22 protein-coding genes are annotated in these 23,173 nt (G+C 39.3%); 12 read left to right on the forward strand and 10 right to left on the reverse strand.

The window, feature by feature from the left end; translation table 11 throughout:
• Positions 1–14 precede the first annotated feature (14 nt).
• Entirely contained in the window at positions 15–1,184 is a 1,170-nt protein-coding gene (locus OA84_RS08965) for a sensor histidine kinase (RefSeq protein ID WP_039344997.1), read from the reverse strand.
• A 10-nt stretch (positions 1,185–1,194) separates the two neighbouring features.
• Positions 1,195–2,568 carry a D-alanyl-D-alanine carboxypeptidase/D-alanyl-D-alanine endopeptidase gene (dacB, locus tag OA84_RS08970; RefSeq protein WP_039344999.1) on the reverse strand — a complete coding sequence of 458 codons (1,374 nt, stop codon included), beginning with the start codon at positions 2,566–2,568 and terminating at the stop codon, positions 1,195–1,197.
• Positions 2,569–2,730: 162 nt separating this feature from the next.
• On the opposite strand from dacB, the gene OA84_RS08975 reads away from it, so the two are divergent.
• From OA84_RS08975 to nhaA, 3 genes are all read left to right on the forward strand, one after another.
• Positions 2,731–3,162, forward strand: a complete 432-nt coding sequence (locus tag OA84_RS08975; protein ID WP_039345001.1) for a hypothetical protein — start codon at positions 2,731–2,733, stop codon at positions 3,160–3,162.
• Positions 3,163–3,265: 103 nt separating this feature from the next.
• Positions 3,266–5,470, forward strand: coding sequence for a RelA/SpoT family protein (locus tag OA84_RS08980; RefSeq protein ID WP_039345003.1), 2,205 nt, complete (start codon positions 3,266–3,268; stop codon positions 5,468–5,470).
• Between the two features lie 15 nt (positions 5,471–5,485).
• Positions 5,486–6,667: a Na+/H+ antiporter NhaA gene (nhaA, locus tag OA84_RS08985; protein WP_039345005.1), complete on the forward strand. Its 1,182-nt coding sequence runs from the start codon at positions 5,486–5,488 to the stop codon at positions 6,665–6,667.
• On the opposite strand, the gene OA84_RS08990 is transcribed toward nhaA, so the two are convergent.
• Entirely contained in the window at positions 6,668–7,666 is a 999-nt protein-coding gene (locus OA84_RS08990) for a YihY/virulence factor BrkB family protein (RefSeq protein WP_039345007.1), read from the reverse strand.
• A gap of 30 nt (positions 7,667–7,696) precedes the next feature.
• On the opposite strand from OA84_RS08990, the gene OA84_RS08995 reads away from it, so the two are divergent.
• The 4 genes from OA84_RS08995 to OA84_RS09010 all read left to right on the forward strand — a co-directional run bounded on the left by OA84_RS08995 (position 7,697) and on the right by OA84_RS09010 (position 11,215).
• The gene (locus OA84_RS08995; RefSeq protein WP_039345009.1) at positions 7,697–8,170 is read left to right on the forward strand and encodes a 23S rRNA (pseudouridine(1915)-N(3))-methyltransferase RlmH; all 474 of its coding nucleotides are present in this window, start codon (positions 7,697–7,699) and stop codon (positions 8,168–8,170) included.
• Between the two features lie 142 nt (positions 8,171–8,312).
• The gene (locus OA84_RS09000) at positions 8,313–9,980 is read left to right on the forward strand and encodes an ABC1 kinase family protein (protein WP_039345012.1); all 1,668 of its coding nucleotides are present in this window, start codon (positions 8,313–8,315) and stop codon (positions 9,978–9,980) included.
• Between the two features lie 85 nt (positions 9,981–10,065).
• A complete protein-coding gene (locus tag OA84_RS09005) occupies positions 10,066–10,845 on the forward strand; it encodes a HipA family kinase (RefSeq protein ID WP_039345015.1) in 780 nt (259 codons plus the stop codon).
• Positions 10,832–11,215, forward strand: coding sequence for a DUF3037 domain-containing protein (locus OA84_RS09010; protein ID WP_039345017.1), 384 nt, complete (start codon positions 10,832–10,834; stop codon positions 11,213–11,215). Before OA84_RS09005 ends, OA84_RS09010 begins: the two co-directional genes overlap by 14 nt.
• Before the next feature lie 243 nt (positions 11,216–11,458).
• Here OA84_RS09010 and OA84_RS09015 read toward each other — a convergent pair whose 3' ends face one another.
• Complete coding sequence (locus tag OA84_RS09015; RefSeq protein WP_039345967.1) at positions 11,459–13,786, reverse strand: ATP-dependent helicase; 2,328 nt, start codon at positions 13,784–13,786, stop codon at positions 11,459–11,461.
• Positions 13,787–13,943: 157 nt separating this feature from the next.
• Between OA84_RS09015 and OA84_RS09020 the strand changes: the two genes are divergently transcribed.
• Positions 13,944–14,204 carry a hypothetical protein gene (locus OA84_RS09020; protein ID WP_039345020.1) on the forward strand — a complete coding sequence of 87 codons (261 nt, stop codon included), beginning with the start codon at positions 13,944–13,946 and terminating at the stop codon, positions 14,202–14,204.
• 55 nt (positions 14,205–14,259) lie between these two features.
• Here OA84_RS09020 and OA84_RS09025 read toward each other — a convergent pair whose 3' ends face one another.
• Together OA84_RS09025 and OA84_RS11250 are read right to left on the reverse strand one after the other, a co-directional pair.
• The gene (locus OA84_RS09025) at positions 14,260–14,625 is read right to left on the reverse strand and encodes a response regulator (RefSeq protein WP_039345022.1); all 366 of its coding nucleotides are present in this window, start codon (positions 14,623–14,625) and stop codon (positions 14,260–14,262) included.
• Between the two features lie 9 nt (positions 14,626–14,634).
• A complete protein-coding gene (locus tag OA84_RS11250; protein WP_084060897.1) occupies positions 14,635–16,494 on the reverse strand; it encodes a PAS domain-containing sensor histidine kinase in 1,860 nt (619 codons plus the stop codon).
• Between the two features lie 195 nt (positions 16,495–16,689).
• Here OA84_RS11250 and secG point away from each other — a divergent pair, with 195 nt between their 5' ends.
• A complete protein-coding gene (gene secG / locus OA84_RS09035) occupies positions 16,690–17,034 on the forward strand; it encodes a preprotein translocase subunit SecG (protein ID WP_039345024.1) in 345 nt (114 codons plus the stop codon).
• 51 nt (positions 17,035–17,085) lie between these two features.
• Here secG and OA84_RS09040 read toward each other — a convergent pair whose 3' ends face one another.
• The 3 genes from OA84_RS09040 to recR are packed head-to-tail and all read right to left on the reverse strand — an operon-like array spanning position 17,086 to position 19,384.
• Complete coding sequence (locus OA84_RS09040) at positions 17,086–17,919, reverse strand: glycosyltransferase family 2 protein (protein WP_039345027.1); 834 nt, start codon at positions 17,917–17,919, stop codon at positions 17,086–17,088.
• On the reverse strand, positions 17,916–18,719 hold the full coding sequence (locus tag OA84_RS09045) for a glycosyltransferase family 2 protein (protein WP_052252163.1): 804 nt from the start codon (positions 18,717–18,719) through the stop codon (positions 17,916–17,918). Before OA84_RS09045 ends, OA84_RS09040 begins: the two co-directional genes overlap by 4 nt.
• Positions 18,720–18,772: 53 nt before the next feature.
• On the reverse strand, positions 18,773–19,384 hold the full coding sequence (gene recR / locus OA84_RS09050) for a recombination mediator RecR (protein ID WP_039345030.1): 612 nt from the start codon (positions 19,382–19,384) through the stop codon (positions 18,773–18,775).
• Between the two features lie 71 nt (positions 19,385–19,455).
• Here recR and OA84_RS09055 point away from each other — a divergent pair, with 71 nt between their 5' ends.
• From OA84_RS09055 to OA84_RS09065, 3 genes are all read left to right on the forward strand, one after another.
• The gene (locus OA84_RS09055; protein ID WP_039345977.1) at positions 19,456–20,061 is read left to right on the forward strand and encodes an LURP-one-related/scramblase family protein; all 606 of its coding nucleotides are present in this window, start codon (positions 19,456–19,458) and stop codon (positions 20,059–20,061) included.
• Positions 20,062–20,083: 22 nt separating this feature from the next.
• Complete coding sequence (locus tag OA84_RS09060) at positions 20,084–20,581, forward strand: hypothetical protein (RefSeq protein WP_039345033.1); 498 nt, start codon at positions 20,084–20,086, stop codon at positions 20,579–20,581.
• 87 nt (positions 20,582–20,668) lie between these two features.
• The gene (locus OA84_RS09065; protein WP_039345036.1) at positions 20,669–22,111 is read left to right on the forward strand and encodes an aminoacyl-histidine dipeptidase; all 1,443 of its coding nucleotides are present in this window, start codon (positions 20,669–20,671) and stop codon (positions 22,109–22,111) included.
• 101 nt (positions 22,112–22,212) lie between these two features.
• On the opposite strand, the gene OA84_RS09070 is transcribed toward OA84_RS09065, so the two are convergent.
• The gene (locus OA84_RS09070) at positions 22,213–23,109 is read right to left on the reverse strand and encodes an AraC family transcriptional regulator (RefSeq protein ID WP_039345039.1); all 897 of its coding nucleotides are present in this window, start codon (positions 23,107–23,109) and stop codon (positions 22,213–22,215) included.
• Positions 23,110–23,173: the final 64 nt, after the last annotated feature.

The following is a 23,173-nucleotide window of genomic DNA, read 5'->3' on the forward strand; positions in this document are numbered from 1 at the left end:
TGGTTTTAGCTGAATTAGGAATTCCGTATCATAATCCGGAAAGTGGTTCCTGCGCCGAGGGCGGTCGCTGCAATTTTAATATCTCCGCGGTGATATTCCTTCACCACACGGCGCGCCAGCGAAAGACCCAGACCCCAACCTCTTTTTTTCGTCGAATAACCAGCTTTAAAGGCGTTTCGCGCCTGTGAACTCGTCATGCCCGAACCGGAATCTTTTACATCTATTATCGTCGTATTATTTTTTTCGTACAGCTCAATTTCTAGGCGGCCTTCCCCTTTCATTGCATCTACGGCGTTTTTCACCATATTTTCTATCACCCAGCTCATCAAAATCCGGTTGTGCGGAATCAGCAGCTGTTGTTTCGGCAAGACGAGCATGAATTTTACTTTTCTGGAAATTCTGGACTTTAAATAATCATAATTCTGCTGCACGGTTTCATTAATATTCAAATCGTTCAGCTCCGGCACGGAACCAATTTTTGAAAATCTTTCCGAAATTGTTTTCAGGCGGTTAATATCATTTTCAATTTCTTTCACACCAACACTGTGTTCGTTTTCCATGCGAAGAATTTCAATCCAGCCAATCATCGAAGATAAAGGTGTCCCAATTTGGTGTGCGGTTTCTTTCGCTAAACCGGCCCACACATAACCTTCGTCGGTTTTTTTGATGGTGCGTAAAAACCAAAAAGAAAAAAAGATGTATGACAAGATCAAAAGTCCCAAAATATACGGTGTGTACCGCAAATTATTCAAAAGATTAGAGTTCGTGTAAAATACATATTGGTTATTTCCGTCGGGCATTTGAAGTTCAATCGGTTTATAGGAACTTTCCATTTGCCGCAGCAGCGCCAACATTTTTTCCGGGTCTTTCCGTATGTTTTCCGGAATATTTATCTGAAACCCTTCGCCGTCAATAGGCACTTTATTTTTATCGGTAACAATAACAGGAATGGTATTGTTGGTTTTGGTGATCTGCAGAATTAGATCTAAAGTCATTGGATCTTCGATGATTTCTTCCTGCTGATATTTTATGGCTGTTGCGAAAAGTTCAATACGTTTGATTTCCTCTTTCCGTAAATAATCAATAAGAACGATCGACGCCACGACGATTGCAGCCACCGCCAAAGTCAGCAGAAGATAAATGATCCAGTTGTTGAATTTCGATAAAATATTCCGCTGTTTCATCGTTTTTTTGCTATTTCAATGGACTTAAAACCTGGTACAGCGCGTCGCTGATGTTGCTTCCCTGATAATTATTGATGATGATTGCAAAAACATACTTTTTACCGTCGCGCGAAGTCTGGTAACCCGCGAATGACTTGGTGTCTTTCATAGTGCCGCTTTTCATTTTCATGCCGTTTCCCTGCGTTGGGAAACCTTCAAAAAATTCCGGGAACCACGGCTGTTTTTTGCTGTAAATTAAAGCCTGAACTTCAGCGCGCGCTGAGACGTAATTTTGTGGTGAAAGCCCGCTGCCGTCCGCAAAATTAATCATCGATGCCTGGATTCCTTTTCCTTTCCAGAAGTCTTTGAGATATGAAATTCCTGAATCGAAACTGCCGTCGCGCTTTTTTTCTTTTGCTAAAGTTTTAATTAAAGTTTCGCCGTACAAATTCACGCTTTTTCGCATAAACCAGAAAATTATTTTGTCTAAGGTCGGCGATTTATATTCGAGCAAAATATTATTTTTAGAAAAATTTGCCGTTTTCTCCCCTAAAATTTTTTGTTCGGAAACCGTTATTATTTTTCCTTTTAAATCAATTTTTGAAGTTTTCAGCCAATCACCAATTTCATTTCCAAAAGTCAAAGGCGGATTGGGCATCGCACCGGAAACGGTAATGGATTTTGCAGGCAATTTCCCATTAATATAAGCAACATCGGAATGTGGCGCGGTAAAAATCAAGCTTTGATCGGAATTTCCGCCGGTTGCAACTTCATTTACCCACTGAAGATTTGGCAATTTCACATTGGTGTTTTTCAGTTTCCCGTTCACCATTTCCATATCAAACTGATTTTCACGCCAGTTAACACCCCAAACACCCGCGCCGTAGTAATTTCCGAGATCGTTCCAAGGCCAACCGCCGGGCACGGTTTGGAAATCGAAATAAGAATCATCGATGATGAGATTTCCGGTAATATGGGAAATGCCTTTCTCTTTTAGCGCCTGCAGCAGTTTTTGCCTGAAATTTTCAGGTTTGTAACCGTCGTAGCGCCAGCTTCCCAAAGTAGGGTCACCGTTTGAAGTTAAATATAAGTCACCGTTTAAAGTGCTTCCGGACACCGTTCCGTTATACTGAAGTGTGGTGGTATACCGAAAATCTTTACCTAAAGTTTCCAGCGCGGCCGCGGCTGTGAAAATTTTTTGGGTTGAAGCGGTAGAAAGCCCTTTGTTTCCGTTGTATTCGTAAACAAAATTTCCGTCTTCATCGGCCACATAGAAAGAAAGATTCGCTGAATAGGCGGCATCTGAGCTTAATAATTTCCGGGTTGTATCGTCTAATTTTTGCGAAATAGTCTGCGAAAAACAAATTTGCGAAATCAAAAGCAAAGCGGGAATCAGTCTCTTCATAAAAATTTTATTTCAAATATAAAGAAATTAAAAATTCGGTATAATTAAAATACGGTTATTCCACTCCAAAGGCACTGTTAAAAACAAAAATATTTGACGTTTTTATTGCATTTTTAATAATTAAAACGTAAACTTTGTACATAAAATTTAATTAATCACACAATGACATCAATTATTACCGGCTTATTCAGAAGCCAAAGCCTGGCACCCATTATTGCCTTAGATTTAGAGAACGCTGGTGTTAAAAAATCATCTTACATTTTGTACTTACACCCTATCGCTAAAGAAATTAAAACCTCGCTCTGGAATTATTTTTTCAAAGACAACCTAATTTTGCAGGACGACAGTTTGGTCGTAAGTGTAAAAGCGAAAACACCAGAACGTAAAGAAAGTGTACAGTGCATTTTCTGCGGACATGAATGTTTGGTTCAAAACTATTTTGAAAATATTAAATTTAAAGATGCGCGTTCGCTAGAATATTTGCACAGACTTGCTGCCATCCGCGCAAAAGCTCAAATTTATTCTTTACCGCCAACACACCATCACATTTCGCATGAAGGAATGAGCTCCGAAATTAACTTTGGCAGAGCCTGATTTTTCATTATGAAATCTGTGCCGTAAGCCATTTTCCATTAAAAACGGTTATGAAGAGTTCATGTTTTTTTTCTTATTTTCGTAACTTAATTGCAGTGGATAAATGGTTTACGATTTAGAACAGGAAAACAAAGAAATTCTGGCAAGGTACAGGGATTTGATTACCAATACGTACCGAAACTTAGATGAGGAGCAAAATAAACTCATCCGGAAAGCCTTTGATATTGCGTTGGATGCTCACAAAGATCAGCGCCGCAAAACCGGTGAACCTTATATTTATCACCCGATTGAAGTTGCTAAAATCGTAGCCAACGAAATTGGTTTGGGAGCAACTTCAATCGCTTGCGCACTCTTGCACGACGTTATAGAAGATTCCGATTACACCTACGAAGATTTACAGAAGATCTTCGGTAAAAAAATTGCGGATATCGTAAATGGTCTGACCAAAATTTCGGTCATGAACCACCAGAATATTTCCATCCAATCCGAAAATTACCGAAAGTTATTACTGACTTTATCTGAAGATTTCCGCGTGATTTTAATTAAAATCGCCGACCGGCTGCACAACATGCGTACGCTGGACAGCATGACGCCCGAAAAACAGAAAAAAATTGCCTCGGAAACCGTTTATATTTATGCACCACTCGCACACCGTTTGGGACTTTATAATATTAAATCGGAGCTTGAAGATTTATCGCTAAAGTTCAATAATCCAGAAGTTTACAATGAGATTTCGGAGCAGTTAAAATCTGCAAAAGAAAACCGCGAAAAATATATTGAAGAATTCCGGAAGGAAGTTTCTGTTCAGCTTGAAGATGAAGGTTTAAATGTTTCCATCAAAGGCCGCGCAAAAGCAATTTCATCGATTTACCGGAAAATGCTGAAACAGGGCGTAACTTTCGATGAGGTTTTCGATAATTATGCGATTCGGATTATTTATAGATCTGATGCTAAAAACGAGAAATTTCTCGCCTGGAAAATTTATTCCATCGTAACAGATTTATACCACAGCAATCCGCACCGTATGCGAGACTGGATTTCACGGCCGCGTTCAACAGGCTATGAAAGTTTGCATTTAACAATTTTAGGCCCGGATAAAAGATGGATTGAAGTGCAGATCCGTTCCGAAAGAATGGACGATATCGCCGAAAAAGGCGTTGCAGCACATTATAAATATAAAGAAGGTTTTAACCAGAATCAGGACGAGAAAAATTTCGAAACTTGGGTGGCAGAAATCCGTGAAGTGCTGGAAAATCAGCAATCGCTTTCAACAACCGAATTGCTTGATGATATTAAATTAAACCTTTATTCCAAAGAAGTTTTCGTCTTCACGCCGAAAGGTGAAATTAAAATTTTACCGATAAATTCTACCGCTTTAGACTTTGCTTTTTCTGTCCACTCCGATCTCGGGACTAAATGTCTGGGCGCAAAAGTAAACGGAAAACTCGTCCCAATTTCCTACATTTTAAAAAACGGCGATCAGGTGGATATTCTGTCTTCCCAAAACCAGAAACCGAAAGCAGACTGGCTGGAATTTGTGGTAACCTCGAAAGCAAAATCCAAGATAAAAGCCATTTTAAACTCGGAAAAAAACCATCTGTCAGAAGAAGGAAAAGAGATTTTGCAACGTAAAATGCGTCATGCGAAAATCCCCTTCAATGATGAAGAGATCAATAAAATGCAGAAGTTTTTCGGATTAAAATCTTCGCAGGAACTTTTTTTGAAATTCCAGAACGGTCAACTCGACATCAGCGATATTAAAAAATATACCGAAGGAAAAGGAATTTTCAGCAATATTTTGCAGCGTTTCCGCAAGTCACCGGAAAAAAATACCATTTACGAAGAGACGCCGGCGACCAATTTAGATATGATTGTTTTCGGGAAAGATGAGGAAAAAATGAACTACTCTTTCGCTAAATGTTGTACAGTTATTCCAGGAGATAAAATTTTCGGGTTCATCACGATTTCGGAAGGAATTAAAGTCCACAACGACAATTGTCCCAACGCTGTAAACCTTCGTGCCCAGTACGATTACCGCGTTTTACCGGCGAAATGGGTAAATGAAGAAAGCTTCCGAAACCGAATTAAAATCGAGATTGAAGGACTTGACAGGATGGGAATGATCAACGATATAACGGCTGTAATCAGTAATAATATGAACATGGACATGAAAAGCATGTCTATTGAATCCAATAACGGAATTTTCCTCGGTAATATCAACCTGGAAGTGAAAAACCGCAGCCAGCTTGACGAAACCTTCAAGCAGCTAAAAAACATCAACGGCGTTTCGCGCATCAAACGACTTTAATATTTAAATTTTTCCATGCTCATCACCGATTATTTTAAAAAATTCCTCCACAGTTCACAATCTTCCGGTATTTTGCTGATTTTATGCGTTTTGATCTCGCTTTTCATCGCAAACTCTTCGATGGGCGAAGCTTTTCAAAACCTTTTAGATACCAAAATTGGCACTGAACTTTTTCATCTGAATTACCCAGTCAGTATCTGGATTAATGACGGTTTAATGGCTGTTTTTTTCCTTTTGGTCGGTTTGGAAATTAAGCGTGAAATAGTTGAAGGCGAGCTTTCAAGTTTCAAATCTGCATCATTACCAATTGTTGCGGCGTTGGGCGGAATGGTAGTTCCGGCGCTGATTTACGTACTTTTTAACCAAGGAACAGATTATGCAAACGGTTGGGCAATTCCGATGGCAACAGACATTGCTTTTTCTCTTGCAATTATTTCGATGTTAGGAAAACGCGTGCCGCTTTCTTTAAAAATATTTCTTGCAGCACTGGCGATTGTAGATGATTTGGGCGCTATTTTAGTGATTGCGATTTTCTACACTGACCAGATTAACTGGATGTATTTAGGTCTCAGCGCGCTGATGGTAGCAATTCTGGTGACTTTTAACTTGCTGAATAAAGTCAGACATTTTTGGTACGTAATACCAGGAATTTTTCTGTGGTATTTCATGCATAATTCCGGGATCCACGCTACAATTGCCGGCGTCGTTCTGGCATTCACCATTCCCACAAATACCTCAGCGACGGTGAGTTCACCGCTCGAAGAAATGGAGCATAAACTGCATCTGCCGGTAAACTTCCTCATCATGCCGATTTTCGCGCTTGCGAATACGAATATCATTTTTAAATCGGGCATGGTCGATGGGTTATTTTCGAATTTCGGTTACGGAATAATTTTTGGGCTCTTTTTTGGCAAAATTATCGGAATTAACTTGTTCTCTTGGATTTTTATTAAACTAAAAATCAGCACCTTACCGGACCAAAGTTCCTGGTCGCAAATGTTGGGCGCAGGACTATTGGCCGGAATTGGTTTCACCATGTCTATTTTTATTTCGCTTTTATCTTTTAAAGGACATCCGGAAATTCAGGATGAAGCGAAATTCGCCATTTTGGTCGCCTCGGTTTTATCCGGATTTGCCGGTTTTTCGCTGCTGAAATATATTGGTAAGAAGAGAGAAGCGCGGGCTGAGGCAGAATAATTACTGAACAGTGATGTGGTGATGATCTTCCAGATCGTCATTAATTTCCATTTGCTCTTTGGTGATTTGCAGGCTGTTTGTGTAGATTTCATCCGCAATCATTTTTTCTACCCGAACTTTTTTAATAGCAATGTTCAGCTCATTTCCGAGCAGAATTAAAATAATGTTGATATTCACCCAGATCATTACCAGAATAATGGTCCCGATGGAACCGTAAAGCACGTTGTACCGCGCAAAATTCCGCACATAAATGGCAAAAAAATAGGTTACAACTACAAATAAAATCGTGGTTAAAATAGCGCCCGGAATTGCCTGCTTAAATGAAGTAATTTTCAGGCAGCCAACCCAGTAAAACAAGCCAAGTAGGATAAAGTAAAATACCGGAAACGAGATAAATCCGATGATCCTCGACATGTTATCCACTAGCCAGGAAATATTGATTTCCGGTGTGAAAAGTTTCAGCACCACCTCGCTATAATACACGCCAAGCAGCGAAATCACGATTAACAGGATAAAAGCGATCGTAATCCCAAACGCGACCAGATATTCTTTCACCACCCCGCGCTGCAAATTGGTGTGAATATTAAAACCATTTATCAGCGAGTGCGTGCCATTTACCGCGAAAACCATCGCGAAAATAATGGTCAGATTGCTTATGTTTTTAATGTTTGGAAGGATAAAATTCTGGATATAACCCGTGACATCTTTCTGGATGTGCGCCGGTAAAATATTGTTCATCAGAACCTCGAAAATGTAAAACTGAAGTTTGTCATAATGCGGCAAATACGGCAGCATGGACAGCAAAAAAAGAATAAACGGAAAAAGACTCAGGAAAAAACTCCAGGAAATGCTCGCGGCGCTGCGGCCAATCTGCATTTTAAAAACGCCCTCACCATAAATTTCGAACATTTTAAGCAGAGAAATCCCTAAAAATGGAATATGAATCTCATCCAGAAAGTCCCGTATTTTAATGATGAATCTAGGAGTTTTAATACCCATTAATTTATATTTGCAAAACAAAGATATGAAATGCGAATTAATTTAGTGTGCATGGGCAAAACGGCGGATAAGGAAATCGGCGTGCTGCTGAAATATTACGAAAACCGGCTGCCCAAATACTGGAACTTCGAATTGGTGGAAATCAGCGATGTTAAAAATGCCAAAAACCTCACACCCGAACTTCTGAAAAAAGAAGAAGCAAAATTATTTCTGAATTTCATTGAAAACTCCGACTATGTTGTAATTCTGGACGAAAAAGGTTCGCAATGGACCAGCCGCCAGTTCGCCGGAAAAATAGACCAGTGGATGTCTGCCAGCATTAAGAAAGTCGTTTTCATTGTTGGCGGCGCTTATGGCTTTTCCGATGAAATTTATTCCCGCGCGAACGAAAAAATTTCACTTTCGAAAATGACTTTTACCCACCAAATGATCCGGCTTTTTTTCCTCGAACAAATTTACCGCGCCGACCAGATTCTTCAGGGAAAACCGTATCATAACGATTAGCGCAAAATTTTCAATTCAAATTTCTCTTTCAAAAATTTCCCGCTAAAAGCACCAATTTTTCCAAATTACCAACTTCCACCTAAATCCTTATTTAATAATGGTTTATGGTACATTTTTTTCTGTATAGCGAAAAAAATAAATTATGGCTCTGGAAAATCTCGATAATTACGCTAAATTTTTCGCTTTTATTTTAAAATATTACAACAGCGATGTTGTAAAATCCACCACAGAAACCGCTTTAGGAGAATCTGATCCGACAGAAAAATCGCAGGATTTTTCCCAAAAACCGGAAGAATTGGTGGAAGATCTGAAAAAAATGGGCCCAACTTTCGTAAAACTGGGCCAGCTCCTTTCAACAAGACCGGATTTGCTGCCCGACAATTATCTCGAAGCGCTCGCTGATTTGCAGGACGACGTGGAAACCATTTCCTATGAGGAAGTTGCAAAGATTTTCGAGGAAGAAATTGGTGTAAGCATCAGCAAGGCTTTTGTGGATTTCAATCCAGAGCCGCTTGCAAGCGCTTCCATTGGTCAGGTTCACCGCGCGACGCTGCATTCCGGACGCGAAGTTGCAGTGAAAATTCAGCGGCCAGGCGTTCGGAAGAACTTTATTTCAGATCTTGAAACTTTGCAAAAAATGGCCGATTTAGCCGTTAATTATTCTAAAGGTGCCCGGAAATATGCGCTGGATAATGTAGTTGAAGAGTTGCGCTTTATATTGTTAAATGAACTTGATTATAATAAAGAAGCACAAAATCTTTTAACCTTAAGAGAAAATCTGAAGAAATTCAAAAACCTGCTGATTCCCGCGCCAGTGAAAGAATATTCCTCGTCAAAAGTACTGACGATGGATTACATCGAAGGTAAAAAAATTACCTCGCTTGGAAATCTGAAAAAAGTTGAAACCGATTTTACTCCGATTATCGATGATTTGGTGGAAGCATATTTACAGCAAATTGTGGTTGATGGTTTTGCGCACGCCGATCCGCATCCCGGAAATATTCACCTCACGCCAGACAATAAAGTAATTTTGATGGATTTGGGCATGGTGGCGAAATTCAGCCCGCAAATGATGGAAAAAATCATGATGCTGATGGTGAGTATCAGCAAAAAAGACGGCGACGCCATGGCTGATGCGCTGCTGGAAATGAGCGATTTCGATTATGACAAAACCAAGATTGCGAGCTTCCGTAAAAACATCAACCGACTGGTTTTAGAAAGCACAAGCACCGCCGCCGAAGATATGGAAACCGGAAGAATCGTTCTGCAAATGAACCGAATTGCTGCAAACGACGAAATAAAAATCGCCGTTGAGCTGAATATTTTAGGCAAAATCTTGCTTAATCTCGACCAGATCATTGCCGTACTTACACCGAAATACGACCTGCAGCAAGCGATTCGCCGTTTTATGGAAAAAATGGTGAATAAGCGGATGAAAAACGAGCTGAAACCAGAAAACCTTTATGGCTTTCTTCTCGACAATAAAAAACTGGTAGAAAATTTACCGAGCCGTTTAAACAAAATTACCGAAAATCTCGCCAATAATCAGTTTGAACTTAAAATCCAGGCGCTGGATGAAAAACGCCTCACCGACGGTTTTCAGAAAATCGCAAACCGAATTACGGTCGGCTTAATTATCGCCGCCATGATTATCGGCGCTGCACTATTAATGAGGATTCCATCGGCTTTCACCATTTTGGGTTACGGCGTTCTGCCGTTTATTTTCTTCTTAATCGCCATCAGTCTCGGACTTTTTCTGGTGTACAATATTATGTTTAAGGACGAAAGTTTTAAAGAACAGAAAAAATAAGCTGCTTTAACGGCAAATTTTTTCGTTTTAAAAAGTTATTCTTTCGGATAACTTTTTTCTTTATTTAAATCCTTATTTTTGCACTATGCCAGATTTAAACCTTCGGACCGTTACGGTGATGCGGTATATTTTGCCTTTGCGTGAAGGCGGTTCCCTGCCGGCTTTAGCGGAAGCGGATGACGATTTTAAATATGTTTTAAAGTTTCGCGGCGCGGGCCATGGCGTGAAAATGCTTATTTCTGAACTTTTGGGCGGAAAAATTGCGCAGGTTTTAGGTTTGCCTTTGCCGGAGCTGGTTTTCGCGAATCTGGATGTTGATTTTGGCCGAACCGAAGCTGATGAAGAAATTCAGGATCTGCTGAAATTTTCCGAAGGTCTCAATTTGGGACTGCATTTTCTTTCCGGCGCAATTGCTTACGATCCGTCAGTGAAAATTGATGAGTTTTTAGCCTCAAAAATTGTTTGGCTGGATGCCTTTATCACTAATATCGACCGCACTTTTAAGAATACCAATTTGCTGATGTGGCACAAAGAACTTTGGGTGATAGACAATGGCGCGTCGCTGTATTTCCACCACTCCTGGATGAATTTTGAAAAACATGCGCTGAGCCCGTTTCCGTATATTAAAGATCATGTTTTGCTTTCGCAAGCCACGAAACTTGATGAAGCGGATGAATTTGCAAATTCGGTTTTAAGTGATGAAATTTTAAAGGAAATCGTAGAGCTCATTCCGTTGGAATGGCTGGATTGGGCGGACACCGACGATTCACCGGAACAGATAAAAGAAGTGTATTACAATTTTCTGAAAACGCGCCGCGACCACTCGGTAAACTTTTTAAACGAAGCCAAAAATGCAAGAGGTTAAAATCTACGAATACGCGGTAATACGGCTTGTACCAAAGGTTGAAAGGGAAGAATTTTTCAACATCGGGCTCATTATGTTTTCGAAAAAAGAAAAATATATCCGTTTTGAATTTCATTTGTGTCCCGATAAATTCCGGTTAATGCATTCAAAGTTAGATTATGACGATGTGCAGAAAAATCTCGAAAATTTTCAGCATGTTGCCAACGGTGATAAAGCCGGCGGCGAAATAGCAACTTTCGATATTCCGGAAAGATTTCGCTGGCTGACAGCGGTTCGAAGTTCTGTTATCCAGACTTCGCGGCCACACCCTGGAAAAACTTTGGATTTAAATGCAACTTTCAACAGGCTGTTCGAAGAATTGGTAAAATAGAAAAATCCGGTCTTTTAGCACCGAATTTTTATTGTTGATTTTGATTTGCTAAAGTTTAATGCAGAAAAAAACTGCCATTTATAGCGGAATTTTTCAAATTGGTAAAACATAAAAATCTGGTCTTCTAGCACGGAATTTTTATTATTGATTTTGATTTGCTAAAGTTTAATTCAGAAAAAAACTGCCAACTAAAGCGGAATTTTTTTAAGAATTTTAAAACGAAAAAATTTGCTCTTAAAAGCACTAAATTTTTGTCAGCTTCGCGAATTTTAAAATTAAATTCTTTTCGCCTTCGTGCTGAAATTTCACTTTTGCTTTAATATTTTGCGGATCGGTTCCATCAAGGAAAATCACTTCGCCCACACCGAAACGATCGTGTCTTACCTGATCGCCCACTTCAATATCCTGAGACGAAGCGCCACTGGGATTGATAATTCGCGCTGTTGCGACAGGTTTTAAATTCTGCGGCACGGACAACGGTTCGTTTCTTTCGATGGATTTTTTCGGTTCTTTCTTTTTGAAAAAACGCGGTTCTGATAAATCATCATCAAAAATATTGGATTTCAAACCGGAATGATTTACAAATCGGCTTTCCACTGCCGGATTTATAAATTCCAGATATTTTTCATCGACTTCACTTAAAAATCTGGACGGTTCTGCGTCGGTAATTTTTCCCCATTGAAAACGCGAAATTGCATACGTGAAAAACGCCTGCTTTTCTGCGCGCGTAAGTGCAACATAGAACAAACGGCGCTCTTCTTCGATTTCCTCGCGAGTGGACGAACTCATAAAGCTTGGGAATAAATTTTCTTCCAAACCAACCAAGTGTACCACGGGAAATTCCAAACCTTTTGAAAGGTGAATGGTCATCAATGAAACTTTGTCGCCATCATCATTTTTATCGGTTTGCGTGTCCGCGGAAAGCGCGATATTTTCAAGGAAATTGGATAAGGACGGATCTCCGTCTTCCAACTGCTGCTGTTCTTCGATAAAGCCCTGCATGGAGTTCATCAATTCCTGCACGTTTTCAACGCGGGAAATACCTTCGGGCGTTTGATCGTCTTTTAAAAATTTAATCATTCCCGTTCTTTTCGCGACTTCCATCGCGACGTTGTAGGCGTTTTCGGTTTTCAACATGACCTGAAAAGCTTTAATCATCGACCAGAAATCTGATAGTTTGGTCAGAATTCCGTTGTTTAAACCGATGTTTGGGGCATAAAATCCGAGGTTATCCAAAACCTGCGAGACCGAAACATTCTGGCTGTCGGCAAATACAATCAGTTTATTTTGCGTTGTTTCGCCAATGCCACGTGCGGGATAATTGATAATTCGTGTTAAGGCTTCGGAATCGTTTTCGTTGATTAATAACCGCAAATACGCGACTAAATCTTTAACCTCTTTTCTTTGGTAAAAAGACAGTCCGCCGTAAACGCGGTATGGTATATTTTTACGGCGCAATGCATCTTCGAAAGCGCGCGTCTGTGAATTGGTGCGGTAAAGTATGGAAAAATCGGTGAATTTTCGCTGCGCAGAATTGTGCTGTTCCCAGATGTTAGAAGCCACAAAATTGGCTTCATCAGCATCGGAAAGTGCGCGGTAAACCTTTATTTTATCGCCTTCTTCATTATCGCTGAAAACATTTTTTGCGAACTGCTGCACGTTTTTCGAAATGACGACATTTGAAGCATTTACGATGTTTTGCGTGGAGCGGTAATTCTGTTCGAGTGAAACCGTAATTGCGTCCGGGTAATCTTTTTTGAAATTTAAAATATTGTAAATATTTGCGCCACGGAAGGAATAAATGGATTGTGCATCGTCCCCTACCACGCAGATATTTTCAAACTTTGAAGCCAAGGCTTTGATAATCAAATACTGAGAATGGTTGGTATCCTGGTACTCGTCCACCAAAATATAACGGAACCTGTCCTGATACTTCGCGAGCACTTCCGGAAAGCGGGTTAACAACTCGTTGGTTCGTAAAAGCAAATCATCAAAGTCCATTGCGCCATTGCGGAAACAGACTTCCACATATTTCTGGTAAATCGCACCGATCAATTTCATGTTCGCGCGCTCATCAGCTTCGATAAGCTCCGGATTGTTATAATACGCTTTTACCGTAATCAGGTTATTTTTGTATGACGAAATCCGAGCCTGAACTTTTTTAGGTTTATAAAGATCGGAATCAACATTCAGCTCTTTTAAAACTTTTTTAATGACATTCAGCGAGTCCTGGGAATCGTAAATGGTAAAATTGGAAGGGAAACCTAAATAATGTGCTTCGGAACGTAAAATTCTGGCAAAAACGGAGTGAAAGGTTCCCATCCACAAAGATTTTGCTTCGCTTTGTCCCACGACTTTCGCGATACGTTCTTTCATTTCTTTCGCCGCTTTATTGGTAAAAGTAAGCGCAAGAATATTAAAAGGATCAACCAGATTCGTAATGAGGTGCGCGATTCTCATTGTGAGAACGCGCGTTTTCCCGGAACCTGCGCCGGCAAGTACCATCAGCGGTCCTTCCAATGTTGTTACGGCTTCATATTGAGGTTCATTCAGTCCTTCTAGGTAATCCATCTGCATTTTTTATAATCTTCAAATTTAGGGATTATTTAGAAATTAGTTGTAGTTGTAACAGTAGTGCAAAAGTTAAAATTCGGGTATTTTTCGCCAATCGAATAAAAGGGCATAATTCTTGAGTAATTGTCAGTACAAAACACAAAAATTTACCACTATGTCAGAAAATATATTATCTCTTGAAGACCTTAAATTTCTGGAAGTCCTGTATCATAAATACGGACTGGAATTTATAAAATGTGACGAAGCGGGAATTAAAATTAACAACCAGGAGCAAATCTCGCAGGCGAAATCTATTGATTCCTACGATAATATGAGTTACATCGCACAAATTTCTAATAAATTAAAATACCGTTTGGATTCTAACTTTCAGCTGAATTTTTCGCGTGGATTTAATTTCGACTTACAGAGAATTTAAGAATTAGATCAGAACATAAAATAAGACAATCTTTACAGGTTGTCTTTTTTTTGTCTTATGATGCCAGTTGCTGCACCGCATTAATAATATCATCAATCTCGAATGGCTTCGCAATGAATGCGTTGGCGCCAGATTCAAGAGCAGTATGTTCCAGACCGCGGCTTGCGGACATTATTACCACAGGTATATTTTTAGTTCGTTCGTTTTCCTTTAATTTTTTACAGATATCCCGGCCATCTTCGCCGGAAAGCCACATATCTAACAGAATGATATTTGGTTCGTACGATTGTTCTACTAATCCGAAAATTTCGGAACCTCTTTCGAAGGTGTTTACTTCAAAACCTTCAAAATCCAACATTGTTCCTAAAGAATCCAGAATGGCAACATCATCGTCGATAATTACTATTTTTTTAGAATTCATTTTTTACGCTTAACTATTAACTTTAGGTAGAGAAAAACAGAAAGTTGATCCGTGGTTTAAAACACTCTTTACAGAAATTTTACCGTGTGATCTTTCAACAATCTGCGAAGAAATGTACAAACCGAGACCTAAACCCGGAAATGTACTTTGTTCGTCGCCGCTTACGCGATAATACTGTTCGAAAACCCTGTTTTTTTTATCTTCAGCCATCCCGATCCCGAAATCCTGCACAGACAATTCCACATAATTATCGGTGTCTGTAACAGTGACCATAATGGTATCCGCTTTAGGCGAATATTTTATGGCATTGGAGATGAGATTGGTAATGACCTGACCTATTCGATCCCTGTCGGCAAAAACCATACCTACCGGTTTGGTATGCAGATCAATTTTATATGCTGTAGACATTTGTTGCTCCTCAATCACTTCTATGACGAGCTTTTCAAAGTCGAAAACATCTTCATTCAAATAAATTTTTCCTGAATTTATTTTGGTTACGTCTAATAAATCACCGATCAGGGAAGTTAATTTTACGATCTGAACGTCCATTTTTTTTGCAAATTCCGCGTTCTTTTCGTCGCCGGTTTTTCGCAACATTCGTTCCAAAACCTGCGCATATAATTTCAGCGAGGTCAATGGTGTTTTCAGCTCGTGGCTTGCAATCCCGAGAAATGTATCTTTTTGTGCTGAAAGCGTTTTAAACTCATCGATATTCGTACTGGTGCCAATCCACTGTCGCAGATTTCCGTTCTCATCCAATACAGGCGTAGCGCGGTTTAAAAACCACACAAAATCATTTTTTTCCGGGCTGTAAAGGCGAAATTCCATTTCGAAGAATTTATGCTCCATGGTGGATTTTTCCCAAACATCTTTAAATTTAATTAAATCTTCGGGGTGAATAACCGCAGAAAAATCAAACGAATCGATCTCGTCTTCCTTTAAATTTAAAAAGTTGATTAAATTTTTATTGTAGTAAACCAGTTTATTCTCCAGGTCGGTGGTCCATACGATATGTGGCATTGCTTCGGCCAAATCTCTGTATTCCTGTTCTGTGTTCTGAGCTTTAATGCGGGATTGCACCAATTCTGTAACATCCATAGCACTGTTCCAGATGGCGTAAATTTTTCCGCTGGAATCACGAAGCGGCCGATAGGAAAAACTATAGTAAAAACGCTGAAGCTTTCCATCAACCTCCAAATCTACAGCATCTTCTGTCGCCATGTACGGTTCACCTGTACGGAAAATATTGCGCAGAATATCGATAAAAGGCTGACCGTCTAATTCCGGAACAGCTTCTTCTAATTTTTTACCAATTACAGCTCTTGTTTTGCCCCAGGTTTTAATCATCTGATCGTTAGCGAACTCAATTACCAAATCTTCTCCTTTATATAAAGCGTTGGAATATTCGGAAATTTCCATGAGTTCTTTGAAAAGCATTTCATTTTCCTGTAATTTCTTTTCGCTCAAAACCTTATCCGTCACATCAATTGCGACAACGGAAATTCCCGAAATTTCATCACCGGAAAAAATTGGTGCGTAGATGAAATCAAAATAAAATGGCTGCAAAACGCCGTCCCGCTCCAGGTACGCTTTGGTTTTGGAACCATTATAAGTAACGCCCGTTTTATAAACTTTTTTAAGAATTTTCGGGAATTCCTGGTTTGTAATTTCCGGCAGTGCTTCCAAAATCGGCAATCCGATCACAGTGGAATCTTTCTGCCAGAATTGCAAAATCTGAGTGTTGGCATTCTCTATTACGAAGTCTTTGCCCATTAACAGGGCAAGTCCTACAGGTGCCTGACTGAAAAGAGAAATGATGGATTCTGGACTGATCGTACTGTTCAGGAAATTTTTCATTAATACAAACATAAAAAATTATTGTTACATTATAAAGAAAAAATTTTCCGCCTTAAAACGGCAAAAAATTACCGTTTTTATAGCCGAACTTTTTCAATATTTAAAGCTGAACAACTGCTTAGATATATTTCTGATTTAGCACAAATCTTTTCCTTAAATAATTAAAAAATATGATTATATTTGCCCTTCGAAAACTTTAAATTAAAGATGAACACAATATTTACCTTATTCATGATCCTGATCATGATTTTAAGTATCTTACTAATCATTATTGTTATGGCACAAAACCCGAAAGGTGGCGGCCTTTCCGGAACCTTCGGCGGAACGTCTGCGGCGCAGTTCGGTGTTCAGCGTACCAATGATTTCATGGAAAAAGCAACATGGTGGTTAGGCGGCGGTATTGTATTTTTAATTCTGTTAAGCGTAATTCTTACCGCAAACCCAACAACTGTACAAAATGCTCCGGTTCGTACTGAAGTTCCGGCACCGCAAACTGCACCAGGCACCAACAACCCAGCGACGTTGCCAGCTACACCGGCACCATCCAACTAGTAAAAATTATTTATTTAATACCGAAAGAGATGCAATTATTTTGCATCTCTTTTATTTTATCCGCTGCTTTTCCAGGGTATGCCGAACCTGCAAACCGGCGGAAAGAATGCGGTGCTGTAGCGGTTTTTGGTCTTTATAATATTTATCAATAAAAATCTGCATCGCACCGTAAAAACGTTTTAAATAATCTAAATCTTTGGTAGTGCTTTGACCTTTGTGATGTAAAATGGAAGTTTTTCCGTAATACCAATTGCTGTAATCTGCGCGTAACAAAGTGAAACAGAAGTCGATGTCTTCGCCGTACATGAAATATTTTTCATCCAGACCACCAATTTCCAAAAAAACTGCCCGTTTAGCAAGTAAAAAAGCGCCGGTAAGTATTTCTACTTCCGCAACCTCAAATTCACCGATATCATTCCGGTAATATGACTTGGTTTTTTCGTTTTTAAAATTCAGATAAAGCTTGCGAAAAGAGCTGAATAAATTTGGAACCGAACGTTTGCTTTCAGGTAAAAAATTTCCGGCTGCATCGTGCATGCGAACGCCGAGACAGCCAAAATTCTGTGTTGAATCCGCGAAATCCATCAGATCTTTCATCGAAAAATCCTCCAGTTCCGTGTCCGGATTTAAAAGCAAAATATATTCTCCACGCGCGATTTTTGCTGCTTGGTTATTTGCTTTTGCAAAACCGCAATTTTGGTCGGAAGTAAGAAAATGAAAATCGGGAAATTCATAAATTAAATTTTTCCACGACGAATCCGTAGAACAGTTATCAATTACAATTACCTCATAATCAACACCTTTAATATATTTTTGCAGCGAAACAAGACAGTTTCGCAGCAAATCGGTGACGTTATAGTTTACAATTAGTATTGATAATTTCATCGGCCTTGCTTATTAAAATAAAAATTCCGGGCTATTCGGACTAAAAATTTCATTTTATAAAAAATGAAATAAGCGACATATTCCGCAAAACCAATCTTTTTCAATGATAAAAGCTCCTTTAGATTTCTCTGAAAACCTTTTTCCATTTCAAGCAAATTTGCAGATAAACCAGAAACACCGAAACTGCGTTTTCCATCACCCGCCAAAATCAATTCTTCATTTAAAATATACATTTTGCAATGCAGAGAAATTTTTAACCAAAAATTCAGGTCTTCAGCAAATCGGAAATTTTTGCCAAAAAAGCCGGTTTTTTTTAAAATCTCTTTTTTGAAGATTACGGTCGAAGGTTGAACTTCATTCCGAAGCATCAACTTTCTAAAAGTAACTTTTGCAAGATTATTTTCTCCCACCCAAAACGGCCATAAAATTTTTTGATTTTTTCTCAAACAACCCAGAAAGTCCACATCCAGATTTCTGTCTTCGAGAACGTCCATCTGCCTCTCGGTTTTCTCTGGCAGCCATTCGTCATCAGCATCTAAAAGCGCGATATATTCTCCTGTCGCTAACTGCATGGCAACATTTCTGGCTACTGAAACACCCAAATTTTCCTGATTGAGTAAAGTGATTTTCAGCGGACTTTGCTTCATATAATTTTCCACCACCGCGGCACTTGCGTCCGTGGAACCGTCATTCACCACAAATATTTCAAACTCACCTTTCCATGTTTGATTTTTGATGGAATCTAAAGTTTTTTCAATACTATTTTCAGCATTGTAAAGCGGAATGATGACTGAAATCAAGGGTAAAAAATTAAACAGCAATGAAGATAGTAAATAATCTGAAATCCGCGCTGTTAATCCTTCTCATTGTAAGGCAAACGGTTTTGGATGGAACGTCCGAGTGAAATTTCATCAGCATATTCCAGTTCATCGCCAACGGAAATTCCGCGCGCAATTGTGGAAAATTTCACGTTGCTGTTTTTAAACTTTTTGTAGATAAAATACGCGGTCGTATCGCCTTCCATCGTGGCGCTCAGCGCAAAAATAAGTTCCTTAACAATTCCTTCTTCAAGTCTTTTTTCAATCGAAGAAATATTGAGTTTGCCCGGTCCAATGCCTTCCATCGGTGAAATTTTACCGCCTAAAACCAGGTATTTTCCACGAAATTTCCCTGTGTTTTCAATAGCCATCACATCGCGAACGTCTTCTACTACGCAAATTACTTCTTCTGCACGTTTCGGATCGGCACAGATTTCACAGACTTCAGAATCCGAAAAATTATGACATTGGCGGCAATACTGGATTTCGGTAACAAGTTTTTTTAGTGAATCGCCCAAGGCCACCGCTTGGCTCGTCGGCTGCTTCAAAAGATGAAGCGCTAACCGCAAAGCAGATTTTTTACCAATGCCCGGCAAACCTGAAATTTCTTCAACGGCTTTGGCTAAAACTTTACTCGGATAATCCATTGCACAAAAATAAAATTAAATCCCGCAATTACCAAGTCTCTCCTATTTTATTATCTTTAAAAAAAATTCTGATGACGCTTAATAACCTGAACTATCCACTCGATTTTAAATTTAAAATCACCACGCTTTCCAGCGACTTCAACATCACCGACAAAAACGGAAATTATGTGGCATACGTGCGGCAAAAAATGTTTAAATTAAAAGAAGATGTGCTGGTTTTCAATGATGAAACAAAAACGCGCGAACTTTTCCGGATTAAAGCCGACCGCTGGCTGGATTTTAACGCAAGCTATTCCATCAAAGATGCCGCGTCACAGCAAAATTTCGGGCGCCTTGCACGAAAAGGAATGCGCTCGCTCTGGAAATCGCATTATGAAATTCTCGACGAAAATGACAATATGAGATTTACCGTCAGCGAAGACAATGCGTGGGTTAAAATTCTCGACGGATTGATCAGTGAAATTCCTTTGGTAGGAATGTTTTCGGGTTATTTTTTAAATCCGGCTTATACCGTGAAAGATGTGGAAAATAATGATGTTTTTAAGCTGAAAAAAATGCCGTCGCTTGTAGGCAGACGATTTCAGCTCGACCGTTTGAATGACATTGCGGATTCCGAAGAATCATTGGTGGTTTTATCACTATTAATGATGGTTTTGCTGGAACGCGACCGCGGATAAATTTTAATAAAAAATATATTTAATGAAAAAATTATTGTTTCTCGCAGCTTTTGCATTTTTATTTTCCTGTTCCAAAGACGAAAAAATGGCCGAAAATACCGGTAAAATTTCAGATTCCACGGTAGTAATCCAGGATTCTGTAAACTCAAATCAAGCGGAAGTTCCGGCGCAAATTAAAGTAGAAGCCTTCGGCTTTCCGGCGGAAGTTTCGGGTTGTTCCTGCTATTTCAGCACCAATAAAGAAGATTTTCAGGATGAAAAATTCATATACATTGATGATTACGGCAATAATGCATATTTAAAACTCGATGGAAAAACCATAAAAATTCCCATGAAAGAAGGTGATTTCGATCCGGAAAATTTCAATAAATCCATAAAAAACGATGAATTTACGATCACCATTAAGGGTAAAAAAATCAAAGAATTTGACGAAGTGATGATGTTTGAAGGCACCATGACGGTTGAAAATAAAAAAGGTGAAAAAACCGTGACACCAATTTACGGTGAATGCGGCTGTTAAAATAGTCACAAAATCTGCTGCGAAGCGCTTCTGGATATTCCGGAAGCGCTTTTTTATTCGTAATTTTGAGCTAAACAAATTTTTAAAATGGAATTATCACAACTCGAACCGCAGATCGTCTGGAAGAATTTTGCAGCTTTAAATTCGGTGCCGCGTCCTTCAAAAAAAGAAGAAAAAGTAATTGAATTTATAAAAAATTTCGGCGAAAAACTCAATCTGGAAACTACCGTTGATGAAGTCGGAAATGTCATTATCAAAAAACCTGCAACCGCCGGCATGGAAGACCGCAAGCCAATTGTACTGCAGTCGCATCTGGATATGGTTTGCCAGAAAAATAACGACGTAAACTTCGATTTTGAAAGTGAAGGAATTCAAATGGAAGTTTCGGGCGATTGGGTAAAAGCTAAAGGCACTACTTTAGGTGCGGATAACGGTTTGGGCGTCGCCTCGATCATGAGTATCCTGGAAAGCGATAATATTCCGCATCCGGCTCTTGAAGCACTTTTCACCATCGATGAAGAAACCGGAATGACCGGAGCAAAAGGTTTAAAACCCGGTCAGCTTCACGGCGAAATTTTGCTGAATTTGGATACCGAAGAAGATGATGAAATCGATATCGGCTGCGCGGGTGGAATTGATGTTACAGCCTCACAAAATTATAATCTGGAAGACGCCAAAGGACAAATTGTAAAAATTACCGTTCAGGGCTTGCAGGGTGGTCACTCGGGAATGGATATTCACAAAGGTTTCGGAAATTCCAACGTGCTTTTGGGCAGACTATTGTACACCGGACTTTACAACCAAAATATTCAGCTGATTTCCATTGACAGCGGTGGTTTGCGTAATGCAATTCCGCGGGAAGGAAATGCCGTTTTATCGGTGCGAAACGCGGTTGAATTCATTGAAAACACAAGTATTTTAAAGCAGGAAATCCTGGAAGAATTTGCGGAAATTGAAAAAGATTTGCAGATCAACATCGAAAATTTTTCCAGCGAAGAAAAAGCCATTTCGGAAAAAGATTCAAAAAACATTATTTTAGCTTTAAAATCAGCACACAACGGCGTTTACAGAATGTCGCCGGATGTGAAAGATTTGGTGGAATCTTCAAACAATATTGCGCGTGTGGAACTGCAGAACGGTGCTTTGAAAATTTTAAATCTTTCCCGCTCATCTGTAGAATCTTCGAAAAATTCGGTCGCAGAGCAGCTAAAATCTGTCTACGAACTTGCCGGAATGGAGGTGGAATTCAGCGGTTCTTATCCAGGCTGGAAACCAAAACCAGGTTCTGAAATCGTGCAGATTATGGAAAAAATATACGAAAAAGATTTCGGTGCAAAACCAGCTGTCGTTGCTTGCCACGCCGGTTTGGAATGCGGCATTATCGGCGCCAATTATCCCGAAATGGAAATGGTAAGTTTCGGCCCGACCATCCGCGGCGCACACTCGCCGGATGAAAAAGCAAACATCCCGTCTTTACAGAAATTCTGGGGCTTTTTGCAGGAAATTTTAGCAAATATTCCGAAGAAATAGATTACCACCTTTCAATAAATAAAAGCGATATACAATATTTGTGTTTCGCTTTTTTATTTAAAATTCGCCGCTATTCGGGCAGATTTTGTCAAAATAGCTTTCTACCTTTCGGAATTTATATGTTGGTTCTGAAATTTTTTCCGGAAAATATTAGGGCTTTCACCGGCAATTTTCTTGAAATATTTTCCGAAATGCGATTTGTCGGAAAAGCCCAGCTCAAAAGAAATTTCAGTTACTGAAAGATCGGTGTTTAACAACAATCGTTCCGCCTCCAGAATCACGCGGTTTTGAATTAAATTCTCCGCTGAAACATCGAGTTTTTCTTTCACCAAAGCATTGAGATAATTTGCAGAAATAGCCAAATATTTGGCATAATCTGAGGTTCTTTTTAAATCTTTAAAATGAAGTTCAATAAGATTTTTAAACTGCTCTATATGCGAATTTTTCCGGTTTGTCTTAAATTTAATATAATCGGCATTATTGGTTTTCCGGATGAATTTTAACATCGAAACTTTCAGCATCAGGCAGATGATTTCTTTGTTCAAAAGCGCCGCTGACTCGAATTCTTTTTTTATATCTGAAATGCCGTGGCGGAAATTAATGAAGCCACTTTTAGAAAAATCCATCATCGGCGGTAAATCCGAAAAAGCCGTATCATTTTTAATTTTCCGATTTCCTGTGTAAATCAGGTTGTAAAAAGAACGCGTAAAAAGTACCGCTTCACCGGCAAAATTTTCGACTTCCGAAAACCGGAAAACCTGATTGTAATCCACGAAAAAAACACGGCTTTTTTTCAGGTCGTAAATTTCATGGTCGATGAGAAGTTTTCCCGCACCGCTTTCCACCGTCATCAATGTGTAAAATTTACTCTTGAAGGCATCACTGCGGGAAAATATTTCACCCAGTTCTTTTCCGTTTAGAAATATGAATTCACCTTCCAGCGAATTTGTTTTCTTTAATGAATTGATGGTAACAGAATTGATTTTTGTTTTCGCCATTGGTAGAACATATTACTAACCAAACAAAGGTAAAACAAACCATTTTAATGAAAAAATTCGGCCT

It is taken from the genome of Kaistella solincola (genome assembly GCF_000812875.1).
GTDB lineage: Bacteria > Bacteroidota > Bacteroidia > Flavobacteriales > Weeksellaceae > Kaistella > Kaistella solincola.